This window comes from Saccharopolyspora sp. 6V (assembly GCF_020176785.1).
Classification (GTDB): Bacteria; Actinomycetota; Actinomycetes; order Mycobacteriales; family Pseudonocardiaceae; genus Saccharopolyspora_C; species Saccharopolyspora_C gregorii.
The window spans coordinates 24,098-42,585 of sequence record NZ_JAIUKB010000064.1 but is presented as its reverse complement, the minus strand read 5'-3'; the positions used below and the strand labels follow the sequence as shown (position 1 = coordinate 42,585).

Here is an 18,488-nt window from a genome sequence, read left to right as displayed (position 1 = left end):
AGTCGCGGACGCCCGGCGGCGGGCTACTCTCGCGCTGCTGTCCGGTACCCGCTGCGGGACTGGAACGGTTGGGAGGACGACGTGTCGATGTCTGGCGGACGTCCACCAGGTCGAGGCGCGGGACCCCGGCTCCGGGTCGGAGTGGTGTCCGCGGGCCGGGTGGGTGCCGTGCTCGGAGCGGCGCTGGCGCGCGCCGGGCACGAGGTCGTGGCGGTGTCCGCGGTGTCGGACGCCTCGCTGCGCCGAGCCGAGGAGCTGCTGCCCGCGGTACCGGTGCGCCCGCCCGACGAGGTCGCCGACGCCGCCGACCTGGTGGTGCTCGCGGTTCCCGACGACGTGCTGCCCGGCCTGGTGCGCGGCCTGGTCGCCACCGGCTCGCTGCGCTCCGGGCAGATCGTGCTGCACACCTGCGGCGCCCACGGCGTCGCCCCGCTGGAGCCCGCCGCCGAGCTGGGCGTGCTGACCTTGGCGCTGCACCCCGCGATGACCTTCACCGGCCGGGCCGAGGACGTGGAGCGGCTGGCGACGGCCTGCGCCGCGGTGACCGCGCCGGACGACGAAGCGGCGTGGAACGTCGGCGAAGTGCTCGCGCTGGAGCTCGGCGCGGAACCGGTCCGCGTCCCCGAGCACGCCCGGCGGCTCTACCACGCGGCGCTCTCGCACGGCGCGAACCACCTGATCACCCTGGTCAACGAGTGCGCGGACCTGCTGCGCGCCGCCGGGATCGAGATCCCGGACCGGGTGATGGCCCCGGTGCTGTCCGCCTCGCTGGACAACGCGCTGCGCTTCGGGGACCGCGGCCTCACCGGTCCGGTGTCCCGCGGTGACGTGGGCACGGTCCGCGCCCACCTGGGTTCGCTGCGGGAGTCGGCGCCGGAGATGGTCGCCGGGTACGCGGCGATGGCGAGGCGGACCGCCGCCCGCGCCGAGCAGGCCGGCCTGCTCGACGCCCGGTCGGCCACCGAAGTGCACGAGGTACTCGACGAGGAGCAGCGATGACCACGGCCGACGGGGTGGGCGCGGGCCCCGGGTACACCGCGCGGGAACTCACCGTGCACCGCCGCCCCGCGGAGCTGGCGAAGGTGACGCGGGCGCTGCGCTCCACCGGCCGCCCGATCACGCTGGTGCCGACGATGGGCGCGCTGCACGAAGGCCACCTGGAGCTGATCCGCGCGGCCCGCAAGGTGCCCGCCGCGGTCACCGTCGTGTCGATCTTCGTGAACCCGCTGCAGTTCGGCGCGGGCGAGGACCTGGACCGCTACCCGCGCACCTTCGACGCGGACCTGGAGCTGTGCCGCGCCGAGGGCGTCGAGCTGGTGCTGGCCCCCGAGCCCGCGGACATGTACGCCCCGGACCGGCAGGTCGGCCTCACCGCGGGCCCGCTCGGCGAGCAGCTGGAGGGGGCGAGCAGGCCCGGGCACTTCGACGGGATGCTCACCGTCGTCGCGAAGCTGCTCGGCATCGTGCGCCCGGACCTGGCGCTGTTCGGCGAGAAGGACTACCAGCAGCTGGTGCTGGTGCGCCGGATGGCGCGGGACCTGAACCTCGACGCGAAGATCCAGGGCGTGCCGATCGTGCGCCAGGCCGACGGGCTCGCCCTGTCGTCGCGCAACGCCTACCTGGACGCCGAGCAGCGGCGGGCCGCGCTGGCCCTGTCCGCGGCGATGGCCGCCGGGGTGCACGCGGGCCGGTCCGGCCCGGAGGCGGTGCTGGCGGCGGCGCGCGCCGCGCTGGATTCCGAACCGCTGGTGGCGGTCGACTACCTGGAGCTGCGGGACACCGAGCTGGGCCCGGCGCCCGCCTCCGGCGAAGCCCGGCTGCTGGTGGCGGCCCAGGTCGGCGGCACCCGGCTCATCGACAACGCGCTCGTCCAACTCGGCCCGGTGGAGTAGCAGGGCCCCCGATCCTTCCGACCGCCTTCCGGCGGTGAGGGGAGTAGTTCGATGTTCCGCACCATGCTCAAGTCCAAGATCCACCGCGCCACGGTGACCCAGGCCGACCTGCACTACGTCGGCTCGGTGACGGTGGACGCGGACCTGATGGACGCCGCCGACCTGCTGGAGGGCGAGCAGGTCGCGATCGTCGACGTCACCAACGGCGCCCGGCTGGAGACCTACGTGATCACCGGCGAGCGCGGCTCCGGCGTGATCGGCATCAACGGGGCCGCCGCGCACCTGGTGCGGCCCGGTGACCTGGTGATCCTCATCGCCTACGGGGTGATGGACGAGATGGAGGCCCGCTCCTACCGGCCGAAGGTCATCTTCGTGGACGCCGACAACGCCGTGCTGGAGCGCGGCACCGACCCGGCCGCGGCCCCCGCGGACTCCGGCCTGGTCAGCGGTGCCGCGTCGGCGGAGACGGACGACGCCGCGAAGCTGGACGCGCTGCTCGCGGCCCCCGAGGCCTGACCCCGCTCCGACCCCGGGAGGTACGCCGGTGCTGCTCGCGCTGGACGTCGGTAACACCAACATCACCCTCGGCCTGTACGACACCGGCTCCGAGGATCCCCGCGGTGGCCTGGTGCGGGACTGGCGGATGCGCACCGAACCGCGGATGACGGCCGACGAGATGGCGCTGACCGTGCGCGGGCTCCTCGGCGAGCACGCCGAGCGGATCACCGGCATCTCGGCGCTGTCCACGGTCCCGGCGCTGCTGCGCGAGCTGCGCGTGATGCTCGGCCGCTACTGGGACGGGGTGCCGCGGATCGTGGTGGAACCGGGCGTGCGCACCGGGGTCCCGCTGCTGGTCGACAACCCGAAGGAGGTCGGCGCGGACCGGGTGATCAACACCCTCGCCGCGCACCACCTGCACGCGACGAACTGCGTGGTGGTCGACTTCGGCACGTCCACGAACGTCGACGTGATCTCCGCGAAGGGCGAGTTCCTCGGCGGGGCGTTCGCGCCGGGGGTGGAGATCTCGCTGGACGCCCTCGCCTCGCGGGCCGCGCAGTTGCGCAAGGTGGAGCTGACCCGGCCGCGGTCGGTGATCGGGAAGAACACGGTGGAATGCCTGCAGTCGGGCATCCTGTTCGGTTTCGCCGGACAGGTCGACGGGCTGGTGCGGCGGATCGTGGCCGAACTGGGCTCGACCCACGGCGGGACGGCGGCGGTGCTGGCCACGGGTGGCCTGGCGCCGCTGGTGGTCGCCGAATCGCAGACCATCACCCACCACGTGCCGGACCTGACGCTGCTGGGCCTGCGGCTGGTGTACGACCGCAACTTCCGCTGATCCGGCCCCCTTTTCCCGCCGCCGGGCTCCGCGGCGGGAAAGCGGATTCCGGATGTCGCGGCCGTTAACGGCTCACGAGTGCTGCCCGGCGACCCGATACTTCTTGTCGGCTTGCCGGAACAGCGCGATGTCCAGCGCGGGGAGTGCGCGGCGGCCGAGGTCCCGGCCGGTGAGTGCGCACTTTCTGCTTGCCGATGAGTGCGGAATGACGCGGACGCGGAGTGCGGGAATGGCCCGGTGACATCGTTGATGTAGTGCGCCGGAGTCGGTATCGGCCGCTCGATCCGCTTCCGGTGGAGGTCCGGAATGACCCGATCCGGGGAGACGCCTGGTTTTTTCCTCGGCGGGGTGAGTGCGTTTGTCGAGAGGCTGCGCTAACCTGACCGTGACAATGTTCGGTGAAGGCTTCGATGACGGCTATTCTTGGTCAGCTGGCCAAACTCTGTCGAACTCCATCAGGCCGGTCCCGGGGCGGCTTGCCCTCCCGCGCTCCGGCCGACGAAACCGGCGGAAGCCGAAGGGCTCACTGCAAGGTCGACCGGAGAGTCCGGTGGGGCGTTCGGATTGCGCGGCTCCGCCGGGTGGTTCAGCAAGGGCAGTCGGGTATGGCCCGGGTCGAGCTGCGGACCCGGGAAGCTCTCGGCAGAGAGGTCTCGGCGGTGGTCGTGCCGTCATCGGCGTTATTCGCAGAAACTCCGGGGAGGACTGCCACCATGGCGCAGAAGGTTACGGTCACGCTCGTCGACGATCTCGACGGCGGCCAGGCCGATGAAACGGTCGAGTTCGCGTTGGACGGCGTCTCGTACCAGATCGACCTTTCCAACGACAATGCGAGCGAGCTGCGCGACGCGCTGTCCGGCTACGTCTCCAGCGCGCGTCGCGCGGGCGGGCGGAAGAAGCCCGGCCCGCGCCCCGCTGCGGCCGGTCGCGCCGCGGGCGGCTCCACCAGCGCGGATCGGGAGCAGAACCAGGCCATCCGGGAATGGGCCCGCAAGCGCGGCCTGAAGGTCTCGGACCGCGGCCGGATCCCCGCGGACATCGTGGACCAGTACCACAAGGCGAACTGAAGCCGTGCGGACGCGCACAGGGGGCGCCGGGAATTCCCGGCGCCCCCTGCGCGTTGCCGGAGCCGCTCCGCGGCGGGCTTCCGCGGCGGTTCCGCGATCCGGTTCGGCCGCGGAACCCGGCATCGGGTTCCCCAGCACCTGATCCGCCGCATCCGATCCGGGTTCGGCCCGCTCCACCGGATGCCGGATCCGGATTCTTCCCGGCGGGCCCGCCACCGATCCGATGTTCGTTCGCGCCAGGAATGCTGATGAACCGCCGCGACCGGCCGCGGCCCGTTCCCGGATCGGAATGCCGCGGCCGATGCGCGGCCGAGTCCCGTTCGCCGCGGGTCCGGTTGGTCGCGCCCGAACGTTCCGGCCGGGGCCTCGACTGTTTGCGCGCGCCGGTGCCGCCGCTGGGCGGGCCGATGATGTTCCGCGCGTTCGGCCGCCGATTCTCGCTCTCTTCCGCGTCCGGGTGCGGGCGTTCCGCGTCGATTCCGCGAACGTCCGCCTGCCGTCCGGGGTATCCGGTCGCCCGCGCGGTGAAATCGGAGCCGGCGGTGTTCGTGAACGGGATTCACGAGCCTGATCCGTTCGGCGCTATCGCCGGGATTTCATCCGTCGAGCGCCCGTGGTCGCCGCAAGATTGCCGGGTGGCGGACTCGGTCGATCCGCGCAGGCGAGGGAAAACCCTCGAAGATCGGCTTCCGGAATCGATGCGGAACGCGGGAAATCGGTTTCCGATCGGAGGTTCCGGCGGGCTCGCACCCGTCGTCCTGGTCTCGGCGGAGTGATCGCGGCGTGACGCGGAGTACGTCCGCGAGCTCCGGAGAATCGGTCCACCCGCCGGGACCCGTCGGCTAGCCTTAGGTCGGCCTAACCTAACTTGGGGCCGAGTGGCGGAACCGGACGACGTGGGAGTGGGACCTTGAGCCGCAGCGGAACCGTCGGGAGCCCGCCCGGCACCGAGCGCGATGCGCCGGAAGCACCGGCCGCGCGGCTCGGCGCGCGCCGCAGGCGCAGGCTGCTCGGTCTGGGCGTGCTGCTCGGCGTGCTCGTGGTCAGCTGCGCGCTGAGCATCGCCGTCGGCGCCAAGTCCATCCCGCTCGGCGACGTGTGGACCGAGCTGGTCGCGCCCGCGGGCTCGGAGAACGCCCTGATCATCTGGGAGCTGCGGCTGCCGCGCACCGTCGTCGGCGTGCTCGTCGGCGCCGCGCTCGGGCTCGCCGGCGCGCTGATGCAGGGGCACACCCGCAACCCCATCGCCGACCCCGGCATCCTCGGCATCACCCAGGGCGCGGCGCTCGCGGTGGTGCTGGCGGTGTACGCGTTCGGCATCAGCAGCCTGTTCGGCTACATCTGGTTCGGCTTCGGCGGGGCGCTGCTGGGCGCGCTGGCGGTGTTCGCGATCGGCTCGATGGGCCGGGCCGGCGCCACCCCGGTGACGCTGGCGCTCGCGGGCATGGCGATCAGCGCGCTGCTGCAGGCGCTGACCTCGGCGCTGGTGCTCAGCGACCAGCAGAGCCTGGACACCTACCGGTTCTGGAAGGTCGGGTCGATCGCGGTCACCGATCCCGCGGTCATCTGGCAGGTGCTGCCGTTCCTGGTCGTCGGGCTCGTGCTGGGGCTGGCGAACTCGACCGGGCTCAACGCGCTGTCGCTGGGCGACGACGTGGCCCGCGGTCTCGGGCACCGGGTCGAGGTGACCCGGCGGCTCGGCGTGCTGGCGATCGCGGTGCTGGTGGGCGCCTCGGCCGCGGTGTGCGGGCCGATCAGCTTCGTGGGCCTGGTGGTGCCGCACATCGCGCGGTTCTTCACCGGCGCCGACCACCGCTGGCTGCTGCCCTTCGCGGCGCTGATGGGCTCGTCGCTGGTGCTGCTCGCGGACATCGCGGGCCGGTTTGTCGCGCGGCCGGCCGAAGTCCAGGTCGGGGTGATGCTGGCGATGGTCGGCGCCCCGTTCTTCATCGCGTTGGTGCGGCGCAGGAAGCTGGTGCGGCTGTGACTCAGGTTCTCGACGCCCCCGGACGACGGGTCGCCGGTCGGCGACCGCTGCGGGTGGGGCCGGTCTCCGGGGTGCTGCGGCCGCGGCCGCTGCTGGTGCTGCTCGGCGGGCTGGTGGTGCTGCTGGCCTGCGTGCTGCTGGACATCGGGCTCGGCGAGTACCAGCTGAGCCCCGGGCAGGTGCTGGTCACGCTGTTCGGCGGCGGCGACTACGCCGACCACTACGTGGTGTTCGGGCTGCGGATGCCGCGGGCGCTGACCGCGGTGCTGGTGGGCGCGGCGCTGGGCCTGTCCGGCGCGATCACGCAGGCCGTGGCGCGCAACCCGCTGGCCAGCCCGGACATGCTCGGCATCACCTCCGGTGCCGGGGCCGCCGCGGTCGCGGTGATCGTGTTCGGCGGTACCGCGGGCGCGCTGGGCGGGTTCGCCGAGGCCGTGGGCCTGCCGATGATCGCGCTCGCCGGCGGGCTGGTGGCCGGGCTCGCGATCTACGGGCTGGCGTACCGCGGCGGGGTCGACTCGTACCGGATCGTGCTGGTCGGCGTGGGCGTCACCGCGCTCGCCGGGAACGCCATCTACTGGCTGCTCACGGTGGGCGACGTGAACGACGCCGGGCGGGCGATGGTGTGGCTGACGGGCAGCCTCAACGCCCGCGGCTGGGACCACGTGGTGCCGACGGCGATCGCGCTGGCCGTGCTGCTGCCGCTGACCCTGCTGGGCGCGCACGCGCTCGGCGCCCTGCAGTTCGACGACGACACGGTGCGCGGCCTCGGCCTGCGGAGGGACCTCTCGCGCGGCCTGCTGCTGCTCGCCGCCGTGGTGCTGGCCTCGATCGCGACCGCGGCGGCCGGTCCGGTGCAGTTCGTGGCGCTGGCGGCGCCGCAGATCGCGCTGCGGCTGTCCCGGTCCGCGCGACCACCGCTGGTGTCCTCGCTGGTGTTCGGCGGCGCCCTGGTGGTGGCGGCCGACCTGCTGTCCAGGACGGCGTTCGGCGCGGCGGAGATGCCGGTGGGCATCGTCACCGCGATCTTGGGCGCGCCGTACCTGATCTACTTGCTCATCCGTCGGTACCGGGAGGACCGCGCATGACCTCACCCGTGTCCACACCCAGCCAGGAAGCGGCCGGTGCCGGGCGTCGGCAGCGGCTCCAGGGCGAGCGGCTGCGGCTGGCCTACGGCGATCGGGTCGTCGTGGACGGCCTCGACATCGACGTGCCGGACGGCACCATCACCGCCGTGATCGGCCCGAACGGTTGCGGCAAGTCCACGGTGCTGCGGGCGCTGGCCCGGTTGCTGGCGCCGCAGAGCGGGCAGGTGCTGCTCGACGGCAAGCAGATCCACAAGATGCCCACCAAGGAGGTCGCGCGCGTGCTCGGCCTGCTGCCGCAGACGCCGCAGGCGCCGGAGGGGCTCACGGTGGCGGACCTGGTCGCGCGGGGCAGGCACCCGCACCAGGCCTGGTACCGGCAGTGGTCCTCGGACGACGAGCAGGCTGTGGCGGAGGCGCTGGAGCTCACCGGCATCGGCGACCTCGCCGAGCGCGCGGTGGACGAGCTCTCCGGCGGCCAGCGCCAGCGCGCCTGGCTGTCGATGGCGCTGGCCCAGGGCACCGACCTGCTGCTGCTGGACGAGCCGACGACGTACCTGGACCTGGCGCACCAGGTGGAGGTGCTGGACCTGGTCGGCCGGTTGCACGACGAGAGCGGCCGCACCGTGGTGATGGTGCTGCACGACCTGAACCTGGCGGCCCGCTACGCGGACCGGCTGGTCGCGATGCGCGACGGTGCGATCGTCGCGCAGGGCGCGCCCGACGAGGTGCTCACCGAGGAATTGCTGGCGGACGTCTTCAGCCTGAACGCCCGGGTCATCCCCGACCCGGTGACGGGTACGCCGATGGTGGTACCGATTGGTGGCAGAGCGGCGTCCACCGTGCGAGATTGAGTCGACCGTGGCCACCTGAACGAGTGGACGAGCGCCGCGGCTCCGGGTCTTGTTCGCGCTCAGCGGACATCGGCCCCCACTCGGGTCAGAGCGGAATGCCGCAGGTCGGCAGCTCGTTGGACGACAGGCAAGGCGGCGAACGGGTGCGGCGGGCTGCCAGCGGGTCCGGACTCCGCCGGGGTGCGGCTACTACAGTGGACCCCAGAGTGCTGAACCCTTCGCGGGCATCGGCGAGCAGGAGCCGTGTCCCGGTACAACACCGCCGGCGCAGCAGTCAGGGAGTGCGAATGTTCGAGAGGTTCACCGACCGCGCGAGGCGGGTGGTCGTCCTGGCCCAAGAAGAGGCCCGGATGCTCAACCACAACTACATCGGCACCGAGCACATCCTCCTGGGCTTGATCCACGAGGGTGAGGGTGTCGCCGCCAAGGCGCTGGAGTCGCTGGGGATCGCCCTGGAAGGCGTGCGGCAGCAGGTCGAGGAGATCATCGGCCAAGGCCAGCAGGCCCCCAGCGGTCACATCCCGTTCACCCCACGGGCCAAGAAGGTGCTGGAGCTGTCGCTGCGGGAGGCGTTGCAGCTCGGCCACAACTACATCGGGACCGAGCACATCCTGCTCGGGCTGATCCGCGAGGGCGAGGGCGTCGCCGCCCAGGTGCTCGTCAAGCTCGGCGCGGACCTGAACCGGGTGCGCCAGCAGGTGCTGCAGCTGCTGTCCGGGTACCAGGGCAAGGAGCCCGCCGAGGCCGGTGGCCGCGGCGAGGGCACCCCGTCGTCGTCGCTGGTCCTGGACCAGTTCGGCCGGAACCTGACGCAGAGCGCCCGCGAGTCGAAGCTCGACCCGGTCATCGGCCGGGACAAGGAGATCGAGCGCATCATGCAGGTGCTCTCGCGGCGCACCAAGAACAACCCGGTGCTCATCGGCGAGGCCGGCGTCGGCAAGACCGCCGTCGTCGAGGGCCTGGCGCAGAAGGTCGTCAAGGGCGAGGTGCCCGAGACGCTGAAGGACAAGCAGCTCTACACGCTCGACCTGGGCTCGCTGGTCGCCGGTTCCCGCTACCGCGGTGACTTCGAGGAGCGCCTGAAGAAGGTGCTCAAGGAGATCAAGACCCGCGGCGACATCATCCTGTTCATCGACGAGATCCACACCCTCGTCGGAGCGGGAGCGGCCGAAGGCGCCATAGACGCCGCGAGCATCCTCAAGCCGATGCTGGCCCGCGGTGAGCTGCAGACCATCGGTGCGACCACGCTCGAGGAGTACCGCAAGTACGTCGAGAAGGACCCGGCCCTGGAACGCCGCTTCCAGCCGATCCAGGTCGGCGAGCCCTCGCTGGAACACACCATCGAGATCCTCAAGGGCCTGCGCGACCGGTACGAGGCGCACCACCGGGTGTCCATCACCGACGGCGCGCTGGTCGCGGCCTCGACGCTGGCGGACCGGTACATCAACGACCGCTACCTGCCGGACAAGGCGATCGACCTGATCGACGAGGCCGGGGCCCGGATGCGCATCCGCCGGATGACCGCTCCGCCGGACCTGCGCGAGTTCGACGAGAAGATCGCCGACGTGCGCCGGGACAAGGAGTCGGCCATCGACGGCCAGGACTTCGAGCGGGCCGCGCGCCTCCGCGACGAGGAGAAGACCCTCCTCGGGCAGAAGGAGGAGCGCGAGACCCAGTGGAAGGCCGGTGACCTGGACGTCGTCGCGGAGGTCGACGACGAGCAGATCGCCGAGGTGCTGGCCAACTGGACCGGCATCCCCGTCTTCAAGCTCACCGAGGAGGAGACCACCCGTCTGCTCCGCATGGAGGACGAGCTGCACAAGCGGATCATCGGCCAGGACGACGCGGTCAAGGCCGTGTCCCAGGCGATCCGCCGCACCCGCGCCGGGCTGAAGGACCCGAAGCGTCCCTCGGGCTCGTTCATCTTCGCCGGTCCGTCCGGTGTCGGTAAGACCGAGCTGTCGAAGGCGCTGGCCGAGTTCCTGTTCGGCGACGACGACGCGCTCGTGCAGATCGACATGGGTGAGTTCCACGACCGCTACACCGCCTCGCGGCTGTTCGGCGCCCCTCCGGGCTACGTCGGCTACGAGGAGGGCGGCCAGCTCACCGAGAAGGTCCGCCGCAAGCCGTTCTCCGTGGTCCTGTTCGACGAGATCGAGAAGGCCCACCAGGAGATCTACAACACGCTGCTGCAGGTGTTGGAGGACGGCCGCCTGACCGACGGCCAGGGCCGCACGGTGGACTTCAAGAACACGGTGCTGATCTTCACCTCGAACCTCGGGACCCAGGACATCTCGAAGGCCGTGGGCCTCGGGTTCTCCGCGGGCAACTCCGCCGACTCGAACTACGAGCGGATGAAGTCCAAGGTCCACGAGGAGATGAAGAAGCACTTCCGTCCGGAGTTCCTCAACCGGATCGACGACGTCATCGTCTTCCACCAGCTCACCGAGAACGAGATCATCCAGATGGTCGACCTCCTCGCGGGCCGGGTGGAGAAGGCGCTGCGGGGCAAGGACATGTCCCTGGAGCTGACGACGAAGGCGAAGAAGCTGCTCGCCAAGCGCGGCTTCGACCCGGTGCTGGGTGCCCGGCCGCTGCGCCGCACCATCCAGCGCGACATCGAGGACCGGCTGTCCGAGAAGATCCTGTTCGGCGAGATCGAAGCCGGCCAGATCGTCATCGTGGACGTCGACAACTGGGACGGCGAGGGCAAGGACGACGAGGCGGTGTTCACCTTCCGCGGTGAGCAGAAGCCGTCCACCGTCCCGGACTCGCCGCCGGTGGACCTGGCGTCCTCGGGCGGTTCCGCGGAGGAGTCCTCGCGGGAGGACAACTCCGAGGAGTGACCCCGGATCCCTGATCCGAACGCGGCCCCCGCACCACACCGGTGCGGGGGCCGCTTCGCGCTCGGCACCGGTCGCGGCGGGTTCGGGCGGGCGGGTCGTCCGATCCCGTTGGGCGAACGGTCCGTTCACCCGTCTTCGTCGTCGATGTCAGGGGGTGCGGCGTCGGCCGTGGCGAGGATGCCGCCGGCGGTGCGGACGGCTTCGGCGAGGAGGTCGAAGCCGCGGCGGGTGCAGCTGAGGACGAGTTCGTTCCGCCCTTGGAAGATCAACGTGATGTTCCCGGTGGGCGGGTCGTACTCCTTCGAGCGGCTCGCCGACCTGCAGGCCGACGCCGGCGCGATCGGCTTCTACGACACCGGGATCGTGCCCGGCCTCGCGCAATCCGCCGACTACGCGCGAGCGGTGTTCACCGCGTGCGACGGGATCTGGTGGCCGTCCTCGGCGGCGGAGGTCCAGCGCCGGCTGGACTTCCGGCTCGAACAACAGCGACGCGTGTTGGAAGCCCCCGAACCCAAGGACATCGCGTTGGTGCTGACCGAAACGGCCCTCGACCAGGTCGTCGGCAGCCCGGAGGTGTTGCGCGGCCAGCTTGAGCACCTGCTCGGACTCGGTGCGCGGGATGACGTCACCGTTCAGGTCGTCCCGCGCAGCGTGCCGAACAACCCCGTGCTGGGCGAAGGGCTGATCACGCTGGACTTCGGTGCGGCAGCGCCGAGGATCGCTTTCAAAGGTAGTCATGCCCCCGCGACCTACTACGATCATGAAGAGGACACGACACCGATGTTCCGCGCGATGGATCGCTTGCGAGAACTGGCGTCTTCTCCGGAGGAGTCGGTCGTGCTCCTGTCCGAGAAGTTGAGGGGCGTGCAGTGATGGACTACGACACCGGTTGGTTAAAGAGCTCGCGCAGTTCCGGCACCAGCAACATGTGCGTCGAGGTGCGGTTGACTGCGCGGGGCGTGCTCGTGCGGGATTCGAAGGACCCGGAGGGCGGGCGGCTCGACGTCGGGCACGCCGCTTGGCGCCGGTTCCTCGCCGAGCTGCCGAGCGTCGACTGAGCAGCGCCGTCGAGGCGAGTGACCCGCCCAGGGCGGCTGGGTGAACGGGCCGTTCACGTGGCGGCGGGTCCCTCGCGAGGTCAGCGGATGCGGGGGAGCTGCTGGGTGGGGATCTCGTCGGCGGAGATGCGGGGGAGTTCGTCGGTGATGTCGTCGGCCGCGTCCTGCTCGCGGCGGTCGCGGCGGAGGCGGGCGACGACGAAGTAGATGAGGGCCACCACGACCGCGCCGACGACGACCTTGGAAACGATCCCCGCGTACTCCTCGACCAGGTACCAGTTCTCGCCGAGCAGGTAACCGGCCACCACGAACAGCGTGTTCCAGATCAGGCTGCCCAAGCCGGTGAACAGCACGAACGTCGGCAGCGCCATCTTCTCCACGCCGGCGGGCAGCGAGATGAAGCTGCGGAACAGCGGGATCATCCGACCCAGGAACACGGCCTTCACCCCGTGCTTCGCGAACCAGGCCTCGGTGCGGTCGACGTCGGCGACCTTCACCAGCGGCAGCCGCGCGGCGATCCGCCGCATCCGGTCCCGGCCGAGCGAGGCGCCGAGCCAGTACAGGACGAGGGCGCCGACGATCGAGCCGATCGTCGTCCACAGCACCGCCGAGACGATGTTCATGTCGCCCCGGCTGGCGGCGAACCCGGCCAGCGGCAGGATCAGCTCGCTGGGGATCGGCGGGAACACGTTCTCCAGCGCGATGATCAGACCGGCGCCGGGGCCGCCCAGGGTCTCCATCACGCTGACGACCCAACCGGTGAACCCGGTCGGCTCGGCGGCGGCAGCGGCCAGTGCGGTCGAGTGCATCGAGGCTCCGAACATCGGCGGGGAGGGAGGTCGGCAGGGGTCTCGGTGGGCAGCGCCCGTGCTGGGCGGCGGGGCCGGTCGCTGAACCGCCGGTTCACGCCGACCGCGCCCGCGCGCCGAGCGGAACCGCTGGGCGCGAATCATGCGGTATGTCCGTTGTTCCATGATTCCAGCACGGTGGGAGTGCTTCCCTGTGATCCCCCTCGCACGGCCGCTCCACCGGTCGCCGCGTTGCTGTGGACAACTGCACTTCCTGTGGATGGAGCTGTGGACAACTCGGGGACAGGTCCGTCGTCGGGAGGACCGCCGGGCGGGCCGGTGCCGACGATCGCCGTCCCTCGATCGCGGCGTGGCGAAGGAGGTGCCGCTGACCTGTGGAAACGTGGTTCCCGGTGTGCTGCGGTCCGGGGTGCGCGATCCGGCCGCCGCGGTGTCCTCGCAGCTCAGCAAGGCTGTTCCGGGTTGTGGATCAGCTGTGGGTGATCCGCCCGATCCACCGAGTTGTCCACAGGCCGGGCGGCCCGGTGCACACCCGGCTCGACCTGCGCCGCCCCGGCCCCTGCGAAGCTGGGCGGGTGCGAGTGGCGATGCTGGGACCGTTCCGGCTGCGCGCGGCCGACGGCGAACCCGTCGAGGTCGGCGGGCGGCGGGTCCGCGCCCTGATCGCCCGGCTCGCGCTCGACGCGGGACGACCGGTGCCCGCCGACACGCTCATCGCCGACCTCTGGGGCGCCGCGCAACCGGCCGCCGCTGTGAACGCGCTGCAGACGCTCGTCTCCCGCGCCCGCCGCGCCACCGGGGACCTGCGGCTGACCTCCACGGCCGCGGGCTACGTCCTGGACGTCGCGGGCGACGACGTCGACGTGCACCGGTTCGACCGGTTGGTGGCGACGGGCCGGGCCCGGCTGCGCTCCGGCGAGGCCGCCGGTGCCGCCGACGTGCTGCGGGAGGCGCTGGCGCTGTGGCGCGGCGACCCGCTCGTCGACGTCGCCGACGCGGCGTTCGCGGCCCCCCACGTCGCGCGGCTCGACGAAGCCCGGCTGGGCGCGCGGGAGGACCGGATCGAAGCGGACCTGCGGATCGGCAGGCACGCGGACCTGATCCCCGAACTGGACGGGCTCTGCGCGCGACACCCGCTGCGCGAACGGCTCATCGCACTGCGGCTGCGGGCCCTGCACGCCGCCGGTCGCCGCGCCGACGCGCTCGCCGCGTACGAGGCGCACCGCTCCCGGCTCGCCGGCGACCTCGGCACCGACCCCTCGACGTCGTTGACCGCGCTGCGCGCCGAGCTGCTGCGCGACGAGCCCGCGCCGCCGCCCGCCCCGGCGGCGCACCAGGCCCTCCCGGTCCGGCTGAGCAGCTTCGTCGGGCGCGAGGCCGAGATCGCGCAGGTCGGCGCCGCGCTCGCCCGGTCCCGGCTGGTCACCCTGTTCGGCCCGGGCGGGGCGGGCAAGACGCGGCTGGCCACCGAGATCGCCGCCGAGCTCACCGGCCACCGGGTGTGGTTCGCCGAGCTCGCGCCGGTGCGCGACGGGGGTGACCTCACCGCGGCCGTGCTCGCCGCGCTCGGCATCCGCGAGACCCGGCTGCTGGAGGCACCGCAGTCGCACGGCGCCGCCCGCCTCGCCGAGGCGCTCGGCGCCGAACCGGCCGTGCTCGTCCTCGACAACTGCGAGCACGTCATCGAGGAGGCCGCCGGGTTCGCGCACGAACTCCTCGGCCGCCGCCCCGAGCTCCGGGTGCTCGCCACCAGCCGCGAACCGCTCGCGCTGCCTGGGGAGGAACTGCTGCCGGTGGGGCCGCTCGCCCTGCCCGCCGACGGGACGGACCCGGCCGCGGCGGCCGCCGTGCGGTTGTTCGCGGACCGGGCCGCCGCCGCGAGCCCCGGGTTCGAGCTCACCGAGCGCACCGCGCCCGACGTCGTCGAGGTGTGCCGGCGGCTCGACGGCATCCCGCTGGCCATCGAACTCGCCGCCGCCCGGCTGCGGTCGATGCCGCTGCGGCAGATCGCCGCGCGGCTCCACGACCGGTTCCGGCTGCTCACCGGCGGGAACCGGGCGGCGATGCCGCGGCACCGCACGCTGCGGGCCGTCGTCGAGTGGAGCTGGGACCTGCTCGACGAGCGGGAGCGGCGGCTCGCGGCCCGGATGGCCGTGTTCACCGGCGCGGTCCGCGCCGAATCGGTGACCGCGGTGTGCGCCGACGACGAGCTGCCCGCCGCTGACGTCTTCTACGTGCTGTCCTCGCTGGTGGAGAAGTCCCTGGTGACCGCGGTCGAGAACGGCCGCTACCGGATGCTGGAGACGGTGCGCGCCTACTGCTGGCAGCGCTGCCTCGACGACGGAGCGGCCGACCGGGCCCGCGACGCGCACCTCGCCCACTTCCTCGCCGTCGCCGAAGAGACCCAACCGGGCCTGCACGGGCCCGAGCAGCTCGACCTGATGGACCGGCTCGACGCCGACCACGACAACCTGCTGGCCGCGCTGCACCGGGCCGTCGACGCGGGCGACGCCGACCGCGGGCTGCGGTTGGTGGCCGCGCTGTCCTGGTACTGGTCGATGTCCGCGTGGAGCGAGGAGGTGCTCGCCCGGTTCACGGCCGTCGCCGAGCTGCCCGGCCCCGCCGCACCGCAGGCCAGGGCGGTGGTGCGGCTCGGACGCGCGCTGGCGGGCACCGGCGACGGCTGGTTCGAGCAGGTGCGGGACGGTGCCGTCGCGGCGGCGGAGAGCGGGGCGATGCACCGCTACCCGCACTCCGTCCTACTGGAGGCGGGGGCGTGGCTGTTCCTCGGCGAGTTCACCGAGCTGCGGCGCGTCGTCGAGCTCGCCACCGCGCACCCCGACCCGTGGGTGCGGGCCACGGCGGTGTTCGAGCAGGCGATCAGCGCCGAGCACGGCGGCGATCCGCGGACCGCGGAGGAGCACATGCGCACCGCGGCGGACGCGTTCCGCCGGATCGGCGATCGGTGGGGGCGGGCGCAGAGCATCAGCAGCCTCGCCGGCTACCGCTCGCTGCGCGGTGATCACGCGGGCGCCATCGACCTGCTGGCGGAGGCGCTGGAAACGATCCGGCAGCTGCGCTCCGACGTCGACCTGGTCGCGATCATGGTGCGCATCGGGGTGGAGCGGGTGCGGGCCGGGGACTTCGGCCGCGGTCGCGCCGAACTGGAACGGGCCGGGGAGATCGCGGCGCGCGGCAGGCCGTGGTTCGCGGTGTGGGCGTTGACCGGCCTCGCCGAATGCGCGCGGCTGGAAGGCGGACCGGACGAGGCCGAGCGGTACCTGGACGAGGCGGACCGCATCGGCACGGACGAGCAAGAAGGCGCCCTGCTGCGTCCGGCACTGCTGCGGCAACGCGCCGGGGTCCTGCTCGACCGGGGGCGCCCGGACGAGGCTCCGGCGCTGCTCGCGAAGGCCCTCGACGGCGGTGCCGGCATCCGGAGCGCGCCGGAGGCGGCGGCCGTCGCGGAGTGCGCGGCGCGCTGGCGGTGGAACGCCGGCGACCAGCCCGGGGCGGCGCGGCTGCTCGGGCTGGCCGTCGCGCTGCGCGGCGCCCTCGACGAAGGCGACCCGGACGTGCGCCGGACCCGGGACGGCCTGGCGTCCACCGGAGAACCGCACCGGGCGGTGTTCGACGCCGCGACGGCGCAGCCGAGGGCCGCGGCCCTCGCCGAGCTCCGCTCCGCACTGGACCGCGACCAGCGGTGAAGCCGGGCGGGAGACCCCCCGAGAGCCTCCCGCCCGGCGGGCTCACACCCGCTTCCGGTAGGCCCACATCGCCAGCGGGAAGAACACCGCCGTCAACACCACCATCCAGATCACGGTCGCCGTCAGCGGCCCGGCCACCGGCCCGCCGATCATCAGCCCGCGCGCGGTGTCCGCCAGCTGCGTCACCGGGTTCACCTGCACCCACGCCTGCAGCCAGCCGGGCATCGTCTCCGTCGGCACGAACACGTTGCTGCCCATCGTCAGCGGGAACATGAACGCCATCGCCACGCCCGGCAGCGCCTGCTGGCTGCGGATCAGCATCCCGAGGAACACCGTGATCCAGCACATCGACAGCGCGAACGCCAACGCGACCAGGAACGCGGCGAACGCCTGCAGCGGCCCGGTCTCGATGCGGAACCCCATCAGCGTCGCCACGGCCAGCAGCACCGCCACCGACACCACGTAGCGCACCACGTCGCCGAACACCGCCCCGATCAGCGGCGCCGAGCGGGCGATGGGCAGGCTGCGGAACCGGTCGAAGACGCCCTTGCTGATGTCGGTGTTGAGCTGCATCCCGGTGCCGAGGCTGCCGAAGATCATGTTCATCGCCATCACACCCGGTAACGTCTGCTGCAGGTAGGCGCCGGTGTCCTGGGCGATCGCACCGCCGAACAGGTACACGAACATCACCAGGAACAGGATCGGCTGCAACGTGACGTCCAGCAGCCCCTCCGGCGACTTGCGGATCTTGAGCACGCTGCGCCCGGCGAGCGTCAGCCCGTGCCGCACGGTGCGCAGCGGTCCGATGCGCTCCTGCGGCGGCGGGGACGGCTCGGCCCCGGTGCCGCGTTCGATCGTGCTGGTCATGCTGCGGTCCCCTCCTCCGCGGCGGGCTTCCCGGTCAGGGCGAGGAACGCCTCGTCCAGGCTGGGCAGCCGCAAGGCCAGTTCATCGGCGGTGATCCCCGCGTCGTCGAGCCTGCGGACCAGGGCCGACAGCAGCACCGGATCGTCCACCGGGGCGGTGATGAGGCCGCCCTCGTCGTCGGTCGCGGGCTGCACGCCGGTGAGCTCGGCGACGATGCGCCGCACCTCCGGCACGTCCTCGGCACCGCTGGGCCGCACCTGCAGGGTCTGCTTGCCGGTGCGCCGCTTGAGCTCGTCGGCGCGGCCCTCGGCCACCACCCGGCCGTGGTCGATCACGCTGATCCGGTCGGCGAGCTGGTCGGCCTCCTCCAGGTACTGGGTGGTCAGCAGCACCGTGACGCCTTCGCCGGTGAGCCCGGTGACCATGTCCCACACCTGGTTGCGGCTGCGCGGGTCCAGCCCGGTCGTCGGCTCGTCCAGGTACAGCACCTCCGGCCTGCCGACGATGCTCGCCGCCAGGTCGAGCCGCCTGCGCATGCCTCCCGAGTAGGTCTTGATCGCGCGACCGCCCGCGTCGGTGAGCCCGAAGCGCTCCAGCAGCTCCGCCGCGCGCGCCCGCGCGTCCCGCCGGGACAGCTCCAGCAACCGGCCGATGAGCACCAGGTTCTCCACCCCGGTCAGCTCCTCGTCCACCGACGCGTACTGCCCGGTCAGCCCGATGCGGCCGCGCACCGCCACCGCCTCCCGATGCAGGTCGCGCCCCGCCACGGTGGCCCGGCCCGCGTCCGGCCGCAGCAGCGTCGCCAGGATGCGCACCGCCGTCGTCTTGCCCGCCCCGTTCGGCCCCAGCACCCCCAGGATCGAGCCGGTCGGCGCGGCCAGGTCGACGCCGTCGAGCGCGGTGGTCGCGCCGAAGCGCTTCACCAGGCCCTCGGCCTGGATCGCATAGGACATGCCGCCTCCTCGATTCGTTATGCTCCC

The 18,488-nt window shown here is 72.5% G+C and carries 17 protein-coding genes; 13 read left to right on the top strand and 4 right to left on the bottom strand.

Going from position 1 to position 18,488, the window contains the following annotated elements; all coding sequences use genetic code 11:
• The first annotated feature begins 87 nt into the window (after nt 1–87).
• From LCD35_RS13640 to LCD35_RS13595, 10 genes are all read left to right on the top strand, one after another.
• A complete protein-coding gene (locus LCD35_RS13640; RefSeq protein ID WP_225044283.1) occupies nt 88–999 on the top strand; it encodes a Rossmann-like and DUF2520 domain-containing protein in 912 nt (303 codons plus the stop codon).
• Nucleotides 996–1,892 carry a pantoate--beta-alanine ligase gene (gene panC / locus LCD35_RS13635; protein WP_224963151.1) on the top strand — a complete coding sequence of 299 codons (897 nt, stop codon included), beginning with the start codon at nt 996–998 and terminating at the stop codon, nt 1,890–1,892. Before LCD35_RS13640 ends, panC begins: the two co-directional genes overlap by 4 nt.
• A 51-nt stretch (nt 1,893–1,943) precedes the next feature.
• Nucleotides 1,944–2,408 carry an aspartate 1-decarboxylase gene (gene panD, locus LCD35_RS13630; protein ID WP_224963147.1) on the top strand — a complete coding sequence of 155 codons (465 nt, stop codon included), beginning with the start codon at nt 1,944–1,946 and terminating at the stop codon, nt 2,406–2,408.
• A gap of 28 nt (nt 2,409–2,436) precedes the next feature.
• Nucleotides 2,437–3,228: a type III pantothenate kinase gene (locus LCD35_RS13625; RefSeq protein WP_224963149.1), complete on the top strand. Its 792-nt coding sequence runs from the start codon at nt 2,437–2,439 to the stop codon at nt 3,226–3,228.
• A 713-nt stretch (nt 3,229–3,941) separates the two neighbouring features.
• Nucleotides 3,942–4,295 carry an Lsr2 family protein gene (locus LCD35_RS13620; RefSeq protein ID WP_184483511.1) on the top strand — a complete coding sequence of 118 codons (354 nt, stop codon included), beginning with the start codon at nt 3,942–3,944 and terminating at the stop codon, nt 4,293–4,295.
• A gap of 248 nt (nt 4,296–4,543) precedes the next feature.
• Nucleotides 4,544–5,071: a hypothetical protein gene (locus LCD35_RS13615; protein WP_224967452.1), complete on the top strand. Its 528-nt coding sequence runs from the start codon at nt 4,544–4,546 to the stop codon at nt 5,069–5,071.
• A 134-nt stretch (nt 5,072–5,205) separates the two neighbouring features.
• Nucleotides 5,206–6,282, top strand: coding sequence for a FecCD family ABC transporter permease (locus LCD35_RS13610; RefSeq protein WP_374108076.1), 1,077 nt, complete (start codon nt 5,206–5,208; stop codon nt 6,280–6,282).
• The gene (locus tag LCD35_RS13605) at nt 6,279–7,370 is read left to right on the top strand and encodes an iron chelate uptake ABC transporter family permease subunit (protein ID WP_224959471.1); all 1,092 of its coding nucleotides are present in this window, start codon (nt 6,279–6,281) and stop codon (nt 7,368–7,370) included. The genes LCD35_RS13610 and LCD35_RS13605 overlap by 4 nt, the downstream gene beginning before the upstream one ends.
• Nucleotides 7,367–8,221: an ABC transporter ATP-binding protein gene (locus LCD35_RS13600; RefSeq protein ID WP_224959474.1), complete on the top strand. Its 855-nt coding sequence runs from the start codon at nt 7,367–7,369 to the stop codon at nt 8,219–8,221. The genes LCD35_RS13605 and LCD35_RS13600 overlap by 4 nt, the downstream gene beginning before the upstream one ends.
• A gap of 287 nt (nt 8,222–8,508) precedes the next feature.
• Nucleotides 8,509–11,067: an ATP-dependent Clp protease ATP-binding subunit gene (locus LCD35_RS13595; protein WP_224959476.1), complete on the top strand. Its 2,559-nt coding sequence runs from the start codon at nt 8,509–8,511 to the stop codon at nt 11,065–11,067.
• Between the two features lie 125 nt (nt 11,068–11,192).
• Here LCD35_RS13595 and LCD35_RS13590 read toward each other — a convergent pair whose 3' ends face one another.
• Nucleotides 11,193–11,336 carry a hypothetical protein gene (locus LCD35_RS13590; protein ID WP_225044282.1) on the bottom strand — a complete coding sequence of 48 codons (144 nt, stop codon included), beginning with the start codon at nt 11,334–11,336 and terminating at the stop codon, nt 11,193–11,195.
• A gap of 4 nt (nt 11,337–11,340) precedes the next feature.
• Here LCD35_RS13590 and LCD35_RS13585 point away from each other — a divergent pair, with 4 nt between their 5' ends.
• Nucleotides 11,341–11,940 carry a DUF5753 domain-containing protein gene (locus LCD35_RS13585; RefSeq protein ID WP_225044281.1) on the top strand — a complete coding sequence of 200 codons (600 nt, stop codon included), beginning with the start codon at nt 11,341–11,343 and terminating at the stop codon, nt 11,938–11,940.
• Nucleotides 11,940–12,125, top strand: a complete 186-nt coding sequence (locus LCD35_RS13580; protein WP_225044280.1) for a DUF397 domain-containing protein — start codon at nt 11,940–11,942, stop codon at nt 12,123–12,125. Before LCD35_RS13585 ends, LCD35_RS13580 begins: the two co-directional genes overlap by 1 nt.
• Before the next feature lie 80 nt (nt 12,126–12,205).
• Here LCD35_RS13580 and LCD35_RS13575 read toward each other — a convergent pair whose 3' ends face one another.
• Complete coding sequence (locus LCD35_RS13575) at nt 12,206–12,934, bottom strand: DedA family protein (protein WP_224959480.1); 729 nt, start codon at nt 12,932–12,934, stop codon at nt 12,206–12,208.
• A gap of 587 nt (nt 12,935–13,521) precedes the next feature.
• Between LCD35_RS13575 and LCD35_RS13570 the strand changes: the two genes are divergently transcribed.
• Nucleotides 13,522–16,641 carry a BTAD domain-containing putative transcriptional regulator gene (locus LCD35_RS13570; protein ID WP_224978135.1) on the top strand — a complete coding sequence of 1,040 codons (3,120 nt, stop codon included), beginning with the start codon at nt 13,522–13,524 and terminating at the stop codon, nt 16,639–16,641.
• 42 nt (nt 16,642–16,683) lie between these two features.
• On the opposite strand, the gene LCD35_RS13565 is transcribed toward LCD35_RS13570, so the two are convergent.
• Together LCD35_RS13565 and LCD35_RS13560 are read right to left on the bottom strand one after the other, a co-directional pair.
• A complete protein-coding gene (locus LCD35_RS13565; RefSeq protein ID WP_224959484.1) occupies nt 16,684–17,508 on the bottom strand; it encodes an ABC transporter permease in 825 nt (274 codons plus the stop codon).
• Entirely contained in the window at nt 17,505–18,461 is a 957-nt protein-coding gene (locus LCD35_RS13560; protein WP_224959486.1) for an ATP-binding cassette domain-containing protein, read from the bottom strand. Before LCD35_RS13560 ends, LCD35_RS13565 begins: the two co-directional genes overlap by 4 nt.
• Between the last annotated feature and the right edge of the window lie 27 nt (nt 18,462–18,488).